Below are 13,623 nucleotides of genomic sequence, written 5' to 3'. Positions count from 1 at the left end.
AGCACCGAAAACTCGCCGTCGCCGTTGAGGTCGGAGGTGTCGATTTCTAATTGATGCCTTGGATCAACCATGTCCATTTCTCCTAAGAGCCATATCAATATCCAAAGAGTACTCCATCATTTTTCAGATCTTTGCCACCATTCCCGACATTTTGAACAACGGATTCAATTTCATGAGAAAAAAATAAATACAACCTTCTGTCTGAAGCTCTCTCTAACCACGGTTGATTCCCGGCCCAAAGCCGGTCATTTCCCGGTTGGAAGCCGTATGAAAGCCGTCTGTTTCTCGGTCAAAAGCCGTGTGAAAGCCGTATGATTCTCGGTCGGAAGCCGCCTGTTTCTCGATTGCAAGCCGTGTCATTCTCGGTTGTCCCTCGATATCGCCTCGATTATGCCTCGGTATCGCCTCGGTCAGAAGCCGTCCGATTCCCGGTTGAAAGCCGCTTGCGCGCCTGACGACTTCCTCGGATCGGGAATCGAAGGCGCGGCGTGCAATGATCTTTTCGTACTGAGAATATGTGGGGTCGCGAATTGTCTTTACTTCTGTACTTGGCATAGCGCAGGTCCTCTTTTGGTCTTCGCATCTCATACAGCCCGTGCGAAAACGGAGTCACGTCCCCTTTCCACTGAACTTTCAATACGCCTGAATGGGCGATTTCGGGAGTCTCAGCTGTCATATACAATCCACCGTATATTGAAATCGCCCGCTTTGACTGGGGGGACGTGACGATCCGCCGACGGCGTACCGTTTTCGCGGGCACCCTTTTCTTTCCGTTCACAGTTCCCGTTCAACATTTGTATTCCAAGGTACGGGATCCCGCAAGGCGGGACTTTTGGGTGAGCAAAAGAAAGTGAACAAACACTACAATACTCCAATTCGCTAATGACTGATTCCACAAAACGTTCTTTCCTTTATCTTAATATCCCGATATTCATTGGGACAGGCTCCAGAAAGTACCAAATGCCGCCTTGCGGCATCCCGCAGGGCGACTTGACGCCATTTTTTCTCCAGCCATTTTACTCCAGTTGGGATATGTTAAAATCGCGAATTGCTTTTACTTCTCTATCTGGCATACAAACAGCCCACTTTCTTTTCGTAAACCATTCAGTGTTTCAAAACCCGCATCGAACGACTGATTTGATGCGAGAGGGAGATCAAAGCAAACTCACCCGCATTATTGTCCGGCGCATTTATTAACTTGAGCTAACAATACGAGACAGGAAGCTGCATGAAAATCATAGGCGCGAAAGAAGACGAAGAGTATGGGAGTCAAGCGAAGAGCAATCCCGGCATTGAGGACGGTCTTCATCGCCCCGGCCCGCCCCTCTCTTTCTCCGCACGCCGGACAGCAGGCATCGTCCTGAAGGTCCTTGCGGCTTCGATAATCGTGTTCATCCTCTGGCGCCAGTTCGTCAACGTGAAGGTGGACTCAGTGCTCGCACTTCTTGACAGGGTTGGATTCGCCGTAATGCTCGTCCTCATTCCGCCGCTCCTTGAATTATTGGCCGAGTCTCTCGGTCTCGCACTCTGCATTCCCGGCACCGGTCCGTTCAGACGTTTGTTCAAGGTTCTCCCCGTGCGCATCGGGTGCGACACGCTGATCAATTCCCTGCCTGCCGGCGTCGTGCCAGCTGAAACGCTCCGTCCCATCTGGCTGCGCCGCGCCTGCAATGTACCGATCGAAGAAAGCTTCGCCGCCTGCCTGATGGGAAAAATAAATATGGCGGCAGCACAGGGATTGTTCCTCACGGTCATCATGGCATTGATTATTTTTGCCGGGCCGGCGCATGGATCCGCCGCCGCGCTTTCAGGAAGAACAATGATGCCGGCAGTCGCCCTCCTCGCCCTCGTCTTCGCTGCGGTTATATACATCTACAGCGGCGCGCGTCTTACCCAGCTTGCATCGCTCCTGAAACGAATCACGTGGAATCGATGGAGGCGTTTTCTTTCCCGAATCGAGTCGAGCGTGAACAGAATCGACGCGACGATCCTTCACTTCTCACGTCAGAACCGGCGAGCGCTCTTCGGCTCCCTCGCATCGTTCGTCGTCGGATGGACACTGCTGGGATGCGAATCGTACGTGATCCTGAGAATCCTCGGTCAGAGCATCACGGTGGGTCAGGGATTCCTCATGGAAGGGACTGCATGTCTTCTCCGGATAGCGTTCTTCTTCATCCCGTCGGCTTTCGGTGCTACAGAAGCCGCTTATGTTTCACTGATCGCCAGTTTCGGTGTCGCCGACGCTCCCTCGGTCGCATTGGCATTTATCACCATCAAGCGGTCCCGCGAGGTCATCTGGATAGTCTTAGGATATCTGGCAATAATGATTTACGGAAGAAGCAAGGCTGGAGATGCGGGTTCCCTCCACCGGGTGAGCAAAAGAAAGTGAACAAATCCCACGAGATTCCAAATCACTGACATTCGATCGCAACATAAATTGCTCATAGCGCTTTTTCTCCTGTCTTAACACAAGAGAAAGAACCCCGGCGAGAGTTGGATTATCGTGAGCCCATAGGGCCGGTATTCGTTCATTCAAACTCTCGATTATTCCTCCGCTTCAATCATCCACCGGCTTGCGGCCTGGGCCACCGCAGGCATCAGCGACGTCGAAACCGTGAGCCGAATTTCACCTGCTCCATCGATCTTCGTTCCATTCTCCGGAAGGGAAAAAGTCTTCGCGACGACAGACGCCTGGTCCGGTGTCACGGAAGCCTGCGAAATTGTTGTAGCACTGAATCTCACCTCTTCGGTGGTCTGCACGTCCTTCAAGGCTCCGGTGCATTCGTTTCTGATCCCATCGTAGGTCTGACCCTCAGCTGCCCAGTCTGCGTTCTTTGCCCTGTTGAGATCGTACGCTTTCGAGAACATTCGTTCCATTTCTTTAAACAATGGGTAGCTGACAAGAGTCTTCCCTGCCGGGAGACTTCCGTTGAAGGTTACCTGGTACTGGTTGGCGCCCGGCATGATCTCGATTCTCACATCCCCTGTGTTGAAGTCTCCGGCGCAGACCTGCTCGCTCTTCGCAACATCGGTGTCGGAAGCGCTCGACTTATGCGTCATGCTCAGGAAGCCGCTTGCTTTTCCCACATAGAGGATCCGTTCCGCCGAAGAGTCTACGCGCTCGGCAGTGAACTCACCTTGAGCAACGAAGCCGTTCATCAGAAGCGCCGTGGACGATCTTTCTTTCTGGTCGTAAGCGTAGTTGACGATAGCAATTACGAATTTCCCGTGGAGCTTCCTGACCTTCGACCAGTCGGCGCCTCCGGGCATGAAAGCTGCGAAGGCAATGGATGCGACTGTCATGAAAGCAAAAAACAGAAAACGGTTCTTGCGCATAAGTTCCTCCTTGTGTTATTGGATGTGACACGAAACGCGCTGCAGGTTATGACCTTTGCGTATCGGTAATAGATCAAATCGCGTTTTTACTTCTTTATCTGGCATACAAACGTTTCCATTTTGTAAACCGATGAGTGTTTCAAAGCCCGCCTCAAATGACTGTCTAATTTGATAAGAACAGAAGATTAAAGCAAACACTGATGGCACCGACGAGATCGGATCTGATTCCCCCGGAAACCTGCACAGCCTGCCCGACTACTTGCATCTTCGTACGAACGACCTGCGCCGTTCTCCAGACCGCATGGATCACTGCTACAGCCACATGCAGCCTGGTCCCAAAATCCACTTCGAAGATGAATCTTGTGCGGATTACCTCTCTACCACCCTTTAAAAAGTCTCAAAAAGATTCCCCGTCATCCCGCATGGCGGGATTGGTTGGAATGACGAGCAGGCGTCATACTTTTTCGGATCTTTATTTCGACTCCACCATAACGTGAAGCGCTTCGTTGAGTCCGGTATAGATGTTCGCATACTTCGGGACGAAACCCAGCTCATCGTGCAGACGCTTGCTCGATAAGACCTTCGGCGTGACAAGCAACCGAAGAGTCTGCGGCGTAATGTTAGGCGGTCTGCGGCTCAATCTGTCTGTCCACGCCGCCGACCACGCATAAAGATAAGCGGCAAGTCTGGGAAGATAGTACGGACCGCGGACATGCAGCTGGGACGCAATCTCCTCGAGGAACTGCCGCCACGTTGCGGGCTCGTTGTCGCCTGCATTGTAAATGGTGAAACCCGGCTTCGCCTTTTCGCATGCAAGAAGAAGCGCCTCGGCGACGTCCTCGACATGTATGAAGCTGATTCTTACTTTTCCGTCGCCTCCCCACGGACAAAACCCCATTCGCAACTTGCCGCCCAGTTCGTGAAGAATGCGGCCGTCGGAGCCGTACACTTCGCCGACACGGCAAACCATTACTTCAGGAAATCCAGCATCATGGAACAACTCTTCAACACGGAGTTTTATTTCTCCGTAAGGAATCACGGGACGGCACGGATAATCTTCGTCAGCTTCGCCGTCGATGTCGCCGTAAACTTCTGCCGCACTTGCGAAAACCCACCTCCGCACTCCTTCTTTCTTTCCCCATTCAATCAGGTTATTGGCAATAACAAGATCGGTATCCACCAGCTCTTTCATTGTGCAGCCTGCAAAACCGCCAGCAAGATGGATGACAGCATCGGGGACTTCCCAATTGCGAATGGGATCGCGTAAATCCGCAACTAAATTTGTCTCGGCACCCGGACGTCTCGCGACTCCGGTCACTTTCCACCCGTGCAACCGCGCTTTTCTTACTACCGAGCGTCCGATGAAGCCGCCGGCTCCAGTCACGAGAACATGCATGGCTCACCTCACCTTGCTCAAGTAAACGATGGTGACTGTGGACTGTTCTTCGTAAGAATTCATCTCCTTGAGCACCGCCAGAGCGCGCACAGTCCCCTCGCGCTGGAAGAGCGCCGCAAAATGAGGAGGCACGCCGGGTTTATCGAGCGAGGAAAAACTCTTGCCAGTGTAGATCAGCATGAAATCGAAAGGCTGCCATGGAAGCGTTGACTGGATGACTTGAAGACCGGTAAACGTATTTCCCTTGGCGATAACCTCCTCGATAGCGGGCCTAATATGCTTATCGAAATCCGCCTTCCAGAGATAGGATGTTCCGGGTTTGCACCGAACCTGTACCAGTATCGCAGGCTCCGTCGCGGCTGGCGGCGATTGCCGGTCTACACTGAGCGATGGTAAACCCGCCGCCGTTCCGGCGAGAACTAACACCAGCATTATCCATCGCGGAATCCGGTTGATTTGCGACAACACGGTTCTGGCAAATCGAGACAGCAGCATCGGATCTTCCGAACGTGATGAGTACAAGATGCAGATAACTCCTATTAATCCGTCTATGCCTAGTAGAGATGGCGAACGCAGAAGGCATGCAAGCCCGACCCCGCCCAGCCAGGTGCCCGCCGACTCGACTATATGCAGGCAATTCATCTTGACTGAGGATGACATATCATTATGGTACGCACACATCCAGAAATACCTGAAAATGACCGCAACACTTGCAAGAACCAGGACAGCGGCAACTGTCTCCGTCCAAAATGGGAGCCGCCATACAAATGAGAGCTTGTAATCAAGCTGTAGAGCCAGCCACGGAAGAAAAAGGAAATAGACCAATAAAGTCGAGAGAGTAGGCAGTAAAAATCGCATGAATCGTTGCATGATATTTCCTTTCTTTTCTAAAAGTTGTTGGAATATTCTTCTATCATTTGATACTTCTATAAAGACAATTGGATTGGGTCAGGTTTTATTCTATTTATTATGCAAACGCTTTTGTCTTGTAATCTGATGAGTGTCTAAAAGCCCGCCTCAAATGACTGTCTAATTTGATAAGGACAGAAGATTAAAGCAAACACTGATGGCACCGACGAGATCGGATCTGATTCCCCCGGAGACCTGCACCGCCTTCCGAACCACTTGCATCTCCGTCCCGACCACCTGCATCTTCGTCCCAACGACCTGCATCTCTTTCCCAACCACTTGCATCTTCTTCCCAACGAATTGCATCTCTGTCCGAACCAATTGCATCTCTCTCCCAACGACTTGCATCTTCGTCCGAACGACCTGCATCTTCTTCCGAACCACTTGCATCTCTGTCCCAACTACCTGCATCTTCGTCCGAACGACCTGCATCTCTGTCCCAACTACCTGCATCTTCGTCCGAACGACCTGCATCTTCTTCCGAACTAATTGCATCTCAGTCCCAACTACCTGCATCTTCGTCCGAACGACCTGCGCCGTTCTCCAGACCGCATCAATCACCGCTGCACTCACATGCAGCATGGCCCCGAAATCCACTTGGGAGATGAATCTTGTGCGGAGCACTACACAATCCGCATTATCTCCCGTCGATCACCGTCACGGTGTTATCGTATTGGTTCACCACGTAAACTTTATGTGTGACTGAATTGACGGCGATTGCGACCGGTTTTGTCCCGACACGCAGGGTGGTAATCCCATTCGTTCTGCCATCGAGAACTGTAACGGTGTTGTCATTCGAGTTAGCTATATAAATCCTGTTCAGAGCTTCATCGACCGCCATCGCTCCCTGGCCTGCTCCGCCGGTCAATGTCGTAGTTTCGTAAGTCGCGCCGTCGATCACCTTGATGTCGCTGCTTCCGCGGTCAGCGACGTAGACCTTGCCGGTCGCGGGGTTGAGCGCAATCGAGGGGTTATCCACTGCCGCATAATTTATGTCGTGAAACGTGCCGGTAGAACAATCGACAACCAATACTTCGGGCGAATTAGTGCGCCGTCCCGCGCAAGAGACATAGATTTTATTTGCAGCAGGATCGACCGTGATGCCATATACTATGATCGTATCCAGGATGACATGCATCCGGCCTGTCGCGCAATCGAGCACGATCAGGCTGCTGTCTACCGAAATCCCTCCGATATATATCATGTTCGTACGCATGTTGGCCGCAATCGTCACCGGCGATCCTCCGACAGGCAGGAATGACACGGCGTTGGTCTTACCGTCGATCACTACAAGCTGACCGAAATTCCGGCACACGATGTAAAGCCTATTGGGGACCGGGTTGAGCGCCATTGCAATCGGATCGGCCGGAACAGGTATGTCGATCGTGTCATCTGTAGCTCCGTCAATTACTGTGACAGATTCCGATCCCGCCGCGTAAATCCTGTTCATTGCAGGATTGACAACGAGCATCTGAGGAGCAAAACAGGCATGTATGGTGGCCGTGCTGTTCCTCGCCCCGTCTATCACCGTGACGGTGCTGTCGTACGTATTCGATACGTAGATCTTGTCGGTAACAGGATTTACGACGACATCGGTAGGAAGGGCGCCGGTCGGAATCGTGGCCATTACCTTCTGTGCGTAGAGCGCGCGGGGCCCAAGTGTATCCACGGTGAAGAGAAGCGCGATGAGTGCGGCAGCGAATACATTATCGCAAAAATGATGAAGTATGAACTCTTTCATTCTTCCGCCTCCACGATCCATCTGCAGGCAGCCGGTGTCACTGTCGGCATGATGGTTGTCGAGACCATGAGCTGGAGCTCGCCCGATCCCTCGATCTTCTGACCGGTTTCCGGGAGATCGAAGAACTTCATGTCGGGAAACTTCTGGCCCGGCTTCGTCACCATCTTCGGTACGGAAGCCGCACTGAACGTAACCTCTTCGGTTGAGTCCACGCCTTTCGAGGCTTCTGTGAATTCATCCCTTAAGCCTTTGTCGATCCTTATGTCGTCGGTCCAATCGGGGTGGTACTTCGTATTGAAGTCGTAAGCTTGCGAGAACAAGTCTGCCGCCGCTTTGTACAGAGGATAGCTGATGACGGTTTTCCCGCCCACGCTTCCCTCGAACTCAACCTGATATTGGTTGTCGTCTGTCATGATCTCGACAGTTGCCTCGCCGTCATTAAATGGTCCTCCGCAGACCTGTTCGCTTGTTACCATAGTGTCCCCGAGGACGGTCGCCTTATGTGTCATACACATGAAGCCGCTGGCTTTTCCTTTGTAGAGGAGGGTGCCGCTCGAGGGAACCCGCTCGGCTTTGAACTCACCCTGGACGAGGAACCCGCTCATCGAGGATTCTATAAGGGCCTTCGCCTTCTCGTCGGAAGTGTAATTGTTGAGGGTAATGACGAATCTCCCGCGCAGTTTCTTGATCTTCGACCAATCAGTGGCTTCTTTCCCGGACAAGAATGCCGTCAAGGCAAGAAATGTGAGAGATGTAAAGAATATGCGGCAAAACTTTCTCATGTTAGACTCCTTGTTGAGTTCTGGTGAAGCTCCCTGTCATAAATGTTTTTCGTTTTTCTGGCCGGCACACAAACATTTTGCTCTTGTGAACCGATTAATAAATCAAACCGCCCTCCATGATGGCTTCTTCAATATCCGCAAGTTGATTCAATAATGCAAGAATGAGAGGCGGACGGAAGGAGTCTTCTCCGCGAAAGTAATCCGTCATCAAAACGGCCGCGAGAAAATTCCTCAACCGGTGTCCTGCTACGGATTCTTTAATAAAGCAATTATCTCTACGACGGCCGGAGTAATCATCAAAGTGCCGGGGCGTTTCTCACAAGCATCGACCGCGCGCAAAATCTCCCTCGCCCTTTCTCTATCCATACGACCGAGCTCGACTAGGCGATCGAGATTCGCATTGATAAAAGCCCTCGGCCATTGCCATACGAAGCTGGACGCAGGCACGATGTCGATGATCGGTTTCATCTCCGTTATCTCGAAGCCGCACTCTTCCAGCCACACCGGCAGGTTGAGACCTATATCCGGTTCCCCGCCGCTCGCACGCCAGCTTCCCATGACCGCTTCCACGAATTCCTCCAGTTCGCCGGAACGCGGAGCGAACCGCCACGTTGAATAGTCAAAGTATTCGTGAAGGACGATCACTCCATTCTTCTTCAAACTTCGTGCAATGCGGCTGACCAACTCATGAGGACGTTTCACAAAGGAGAATATCCACCTGCACCACGCTCCATCCGCACGCGGGGCCTGAAAATCTTCTTCGTCCAAATCGCATTCGACCGCGGTGATATTTGCGTAACCGCGTCGGTCCCGCGCTGACTCGACGTTGTCTAAAAATCTCCTGGAACGGTCTATGGCAAAAATGTGTCCCGAGGCTCCGACTATTTCCGACAGATCAAACGCTGCGTAACCCGGTCCACACCCGATGTCTATTATCGTTTGGCCGACAGAGAAGCCAGCGCGTTTCCATGTGTCCAGTGCCCGCGGCCGCCAAACGAGATGCTGAAGCCCGAGCCGCGAAATCTCTTCATCGTGCGTTCCCAGTATATAATCTTTTTCGGAAGCCATCTCATCTCCTTTCGCGATGTCACTTCTTTCTGAAAATCTGCAGTTGTTTAAAGATCCAAAAGCACAATAGAGAAAAAGTTTTTCAAATCATGATAGAAAGAAGACTGCGAACAACCAACCCGATTCTTGCTATGTTATCATTTGGTAGTTACAGCGACGACTATTGGAACTCGGAGGATATATTCTTGCGCTTACTCCGCTTTCTCGTCGATGACATCTCTGAGCGTCATCATCATTTCCGCAAGCCTGTACGGCTTTTGGATGAAATGAGTCACACCTAAGTCGAGCAGCTTCGATCTGACGTCTCCTTCTATGAAGCCGCTTGCTGCGATCAACTTTGCCTTCGAATCCATTGAACGGATTGTCCTCAGGACTTCATCGCCCGGAATCTTCGGTAGACCTAAATCCGATATGACGACATCGATATCCTTTCGCCACTTCTTATATAGGTAGATTCCTTCTTCGCCGTCCGATGCGACAAGCACATTGTAGCCTTTCGATTCGATGACGGCTCTCACAAGATTTCTCAGCATCTCTTCATCCTCGATCAGGAGAACGGTTTCGTTCCCGCCCGGAACATCCTGCATCGCTATTTCAGTCGTCTCGACATTTTCCATCTTGCGTTCCTTAACCGGAAGAAAGATGTAGAACGTCGTACCTTTGTCGAGCTGCGTCTCCACATCCACAAATCCGCGGTGGCTGGCAACGATGCTGTGAACGAGTGCCAGACCGAGTCCCGTACCTTTGCCGACCTCTTTGGTCGTAAAAAAGGGATCGAACATCCGCTTCTTCGTCTCCTCGTCCATTCCGATCCCGGTGTCGCTCACTGCGAGCATAACATATTTTCCCGGCGAGACTGCCGGAAACTTCGAAGCCAGCGACTCACCTTCCAATTGTCCGGTTCTAATCTTGAGCGTCCCGCCGTTCGGCATTGCGTCACGCGCATTGACGCAGAGGTTCAGCAAAACTTGATGGATCTGTGTCGAATCAGCAGCGATCGACGGAAGTTTGGTCTCGAGATCCGGCACTACCTCGATTGTCTTTGGGAGAGTTTCCTCGAGAAGTCTCATGATCTCCTCAGCAACATCGTTGATCGAGATGCGTTCATATACCGACTCGCCTTTCCGGGCAAATGTGAGAAGCTGCCTCACGAGTGCGGTTCCCCGGGCGGTAGCTTTCTGAATCGCTTCGGTGCTCCTCAATATTTTCTCCGGCCCGGGGTCTCTTCTCTCGAGGAATGCCGAGTAACCCGCGATAATGCCGAGAATGTTATTGAAATCATGGGCGATTCCACCTGCGAGGGTTCCGAGACTCTCTAATTTCTGTGCCTGGACAAGCTGGGTCTCGAGGTTCTTCTGCTTGGTGACGTCACGAAGAATACCAAGGACAGAGACGAGGCGACTCGATTCATCGCGAACACCCGTTATGCTGGCGCTGACCGTTACCAGTTCTCCATTTCTTCTTTTGAGAACGAATTCATGCTCTTTCAGATGATTATCCGATTCGAGAACCTCAAGGAGTAATTTCCTGTCTTCAGGTTCGGCATAAATATCGCGTATGTTCGTCCGAAGGAACTCATCCTTAGAATCAAAGCCGAGCAGATCGACCGCTGCCGGATTTGCGTCTATCATGGAGCCGTCGCGTCTCGCCATGACGATAGCATCCTTCGATTGCTCAAAGAGCGACCTGTATTTCTCCTCGGAATGTTTTAAGTCCTCGTAAGCGGCATTGAGTTTTTCTTCGGCTCTCTTCCTCTCGGTGATGTCCATGAAAGAAGCCATTATGCAAATGGGTTCTCCCCGTTCCGACTTCACGATGTTGGCGGAAATCTGGAAATCGAATGTGGTCCCATCTTTTTTTACACCTTTGCTTTCACCGAAGAAACCTTTCCCTGCCTTCATTGTTGCGATTGCACCTTGCAGCCTTTCCGCCGACATAGAGAATTCCGAAATATCCTTCCCGATCACATCATGAATGTGGTCATAGGCCCAAAGATTTAAAAAAGCTGCGTTGATGTAAAATACCTTGCCGTCCATGTCGGCGAGTCCGATCGCGCTCATGGATGACTCGATGGCGGCATTTCTTACAAGGAGCTGCTCTTGACTCTGCTTTTGATTGGTAATATCGCGCGTCACGGCGAATACCATCTTCTCTTCGACGAGCGGGACGCAGTTCCACGAAAGCCACTTATAAGTTCCGTTTTTACACCTGCACCGGTTCTCGATGGAGTAGACCGCCTTCCCTCTCGCAAGACCCGCTGCAAATTCGGTCGTCGGCCCGAGATCTTCGGGATGGATGAACTCCAGAAACGGTTTCGCCAACAACTCCTCGTTCGTCCAGCCAAGTATCTTCGACCACGCCGGGTTGATCTGCTTCAAGTACGAATCGAATCCTATGATCGACAACATGTCAAGTGAATAGTTGAACATGCGGTCGCGATCCTTTGACAGCTCCTTGTGCTTCTCGTCAAGCTCGATATTCTCAATCGAGTATGAAATGTCGGAAGACAATTCTCTCAAAAGAGCAACCTCCTGTTCGTCGAAGAACCTGGCTTCGGAAGAATAGAAGCAAATGACTCCGTAGGTTCGATCCGCATTCATCAGCGGGAAGGCCGCGGAGGATCTAAACCGGCGTTTAAGTGCCTCGGTATGCCATGGCAAGACCACACCGTCATGCTCGATATCATTTCTGACGACATGGCGCTTTTCGCGAAGTGCGACACCTACAGGTCCGCGGCTGCCAGGTTTCTCGGGCGAAATAGAAATGTCCAGCAACTCGAGGTAACCTCCTCCATCGCCGGAATATGAAACCGGATCGACATCCCCGGTCTTCTCGTCGACGGTTCCAATCCAGGCAAGCTTAAACTTCCCGACCTCGACTGCGATTCGACACGCTTCTTCAAACAGCTTTTTCAAATCGCGTACACGGATCAGTGTCTCGTTGATCTCTGAAAGGACAGCGTAAATCCTGTTCATGCGATTGATTTTGTCATCCGCCAATTTCCTGTCAGTTACATCTTCGGTAATCGAAACCGAATAGAGAAGTTGTCCCCCCGAATCGTACACTCCCGAGGATACAAGCCGCACCCAAACTATTCTCCCGTCCTTCCTGATATATCTTTTTTCCAGCGAACCTGTTCTGATCCTGCCTTCGGCAATTTCGTTCATGAGAGTTTCATTTGCTGCCCTGTCCTCGGGATGGGTGACCTCGTAGATCAACAGCTTCTGCAATTCTGGTTCGGTGTAGCCGATGATTCTTTCCAGCGCCGGATTGCATCGTATGAATTTGCCATCCGGAGTGATGTTCGAAATTCCGACCGGCGCAGCTTCATAAAGATTCCTGAATCGTTCTTCGCTTTCCTGCAGCTCCCGGCGTGTTTTCACCTGCTCGGTGATGTCTTGAAATGATCCTCTTACTTTAACTACGCGGCCGCCCTCTTCGACCGGAACGCCAATCGTCCTGATCACCCTGTGATTTCCTTTCGCCGTGATTATTTCCAACTCAAGATCGAACGGCTTTCCGGATTCAACCGACTCTCTGACCGCCTTTTCTATCCTCGCTCTAGATTCAGGCACATAAAAATTCAACCCGATTTCGACGTTTATTTCAAAATCCGGTTCCAATTCATGGATCCGCGCGACTTCTTCCGTCCACGACCCCTTCCCTGTAGCAGCGTCAAATTCCCAGCCGCCCACCTTCGCCATTTGTCCCACTGACGACAGCAACAGCTCGTCTTCCTTCAGAACTTTCTCCACATTTTTGTGGCCGGTGATATCATGGACGACAACCATGACTACCTTTGTTCCACGAATCTTAATCGTACGGGAATTGACTTCGACATCTATTATTCTGCCGTCTTTGAGACGATGCCTGTGCTCTCCGAGGTATTTCTCCTCCGACCTGGAGTGACGGCTCTCCAGCTGCTGCCGGTCTTCTTCAGGATAGATGTCCTTGACGGTCATGCTGAGGAATTCACGCCGTGAGTAGCCATACTTCGCGACGGCTGCCACGTTGACGTCGAGAAATTCAAGCGAAGCAGGATCGTAAACCCACATCGGCTGTGAACTGGACTCAAAGAAGACCCCAAATTGACTTCGAGATTTCCGGACACGCTTCTTCATGAGATAATTATCGACCCAAAGCGGATTACGCTTTACTAAAAATACTCAGGCTTGAAGATCAGACCAGCTTTAGATCAAGAAGGAATTCCCACAAGCTGTGGCGAATGGATCATCTTCAATCAGTTTCAAAAGATGACTCCAATTGTGTTCACGCGATCTTGTCCAGCCTGACAAGTATCATTACTCGTGCTTCTGACTCATCTAACAAAGGAACACAATTTATATTTCGGAAAAATGTAGACAATTTATAATGAACTTTCAACAAATTGA

11 protein-coding genes are annotated in these 13,623 nt (G+C 51.2%); 1 reads left to right on the top strand and 10 read right to left on the bottom strand.

Features of this window, described 5'->3' with window-relative positions; genetic code table 11:
- Positions 1-213 precede the first annotated feature (213 nt).
- A complete protein-coding gene (locus tag VLX91_00720) occupies positions 214-555 on the bottom strand; it encodes a hypothetical protein (protein HUI28707.1) in 342 nt (113 codons plus the stop codon).
- A 673-nt stretch (positions 556-1,228) separates the two neighbouring features.
- On the opposite strand from VLX91_00720, the gene VLX91_00715 reads away from it, so the two are divergent.
- Positions 1,229-2,389, top strand: a complete 1,161-nt coding sequence (locus VLX91_00715; GenBank protein ID HUI28706.1) for a lysylphosphatidylglycerol synthase transmembrane domain-containing protein — start codon at positions 1,229-1,231, stop codon at positions 2,387-2,389.
- A 155-nt stretch (positions 2,390-2,544) separates the two neighbouring features.
- Here VLX91_00715 and VLX91_00710 read toward each other — a convergent pair whose 3' ends face one another.
- The 9 genes from VLX91_00710 to VLX91_00670 all read right to left on the bottom strand — a co-directional run bounded on the left by VLX91_00710 (position 2,545) and on the right by VLX91_00670 (position 13,353).
- Positions 2,545-3,336 (bottom strand): hypothetical protein, encoded by a 792-nt coding sequence (locus tag VLX91_00710; protein ID HUI28705.1) that lies wholly within the window; start codon positions 3,334-3,336, stop codon positions 2,545-2,547.
- 163 nt (positions 3,337-3,499) lie between these two features.
- Complete coding sequence (locus VLX91_00705) at positions 3,500-3,658, bottom strand: hypothetical protein (GenBank protein ID HUI28704.1); 159 nt, start codon at positions 3,656-3,658, stop codon at positions 3,500-3,502.
- Between the two features lie 150 nt (positions 3,659-3,808).
- Positions 3,809-4,732 carry an NAD(P)-dependent oxidoreductase gene (locus VLX91_00700; protein HUI28703.1) on the bottom strand — a complete coding sequence of 308 codons (924 nt, stop codon included), beginning with the start codon at positions 4,730-4,732 and terminating at the stop codon, positions 3,809-3,811.
- Between the two features lie 3 nt (positions 4,733-4,735).
- Positions 4,736-5,602: a hypothetical protein gene (locus tag VLX91_00695; GenBank protein ID HUI28702.1), complete on the bottom strand. Its 867-nt coding sequence runs from the start codon at positions 5,600-5,602 to the stop codon at positions 4,736-4,738.
- A gap of 159 nt (positions 5,603-5,761) precedes the next feature.
- A complete protein-coding gene (locus VLX91_00690) occupies positions 5,762-6,223 on the bottom strand; it encodes a hypothetical protein (GenBank protein ID HUI28701.1) in 462 nt (153 codons plus the stop codon).
- A gap of 55 nt (positions 6,224-6,278) precedes the next feature.
- Complete coding sequence (locus VLX91_00685) at positions 6,279-7,382, bottom strand: YncE family protein (GenBank protein HUI28700.1); 1,104 nt, start codon at positions 7,380-7,382, stop codon at positions 6,279-6,281.
- A complete protein-coding gene (locus VLX91_00680; protein ID HUI28699.1) occupies positions 7,379-8,164 on the bottom strand; it encodes a hypothetical protein in 786 nt (261 codons plus the stop codon). Before VLX91_00680 ends, VLX91_00685 begins: the two co-directional genes overlap by 4 nt.
- Positions 8,165-8,410: 246 nt before the next feature.
- On the bottom strand, positions 8,411-9,232 hold the full coding sequence (locus tag VLX91_00675) for a class I SAM-dependent methyltransferase (GenBank protein ID HUI28698.1): 822 nt from the start codon (positions 9,230-9,232) through the stop codon (positions 8,411-8,413).
- 191 nt (positions 9,233-9,423) lie between these two features.
- Positions 9,424-13,353, bottom strand: coding sequence for a PAS domain S-box protein (locus VLX91_00670; protein HUI28697.1), 3,930 nt, complete (start codon positions 13,351-13,353; stop codon positions 9,424-9,426).
- Between the last annotated feature and the right edge of the window lie 270 nt (positions 13,354-13,623).

The organism is Candidatus Acidiferrales bacterium, from assembly GCA_035515795.1.
GTDB lineage: Bacteria > Bacteroidota > Ignavibacteria > Kryptoniales > JAKASW01 > JAKASW01.
Note: the sequence above shows the minus strand (reverse complement) of the source record. Positions and strands in the feature narration are given on the sequence as shown.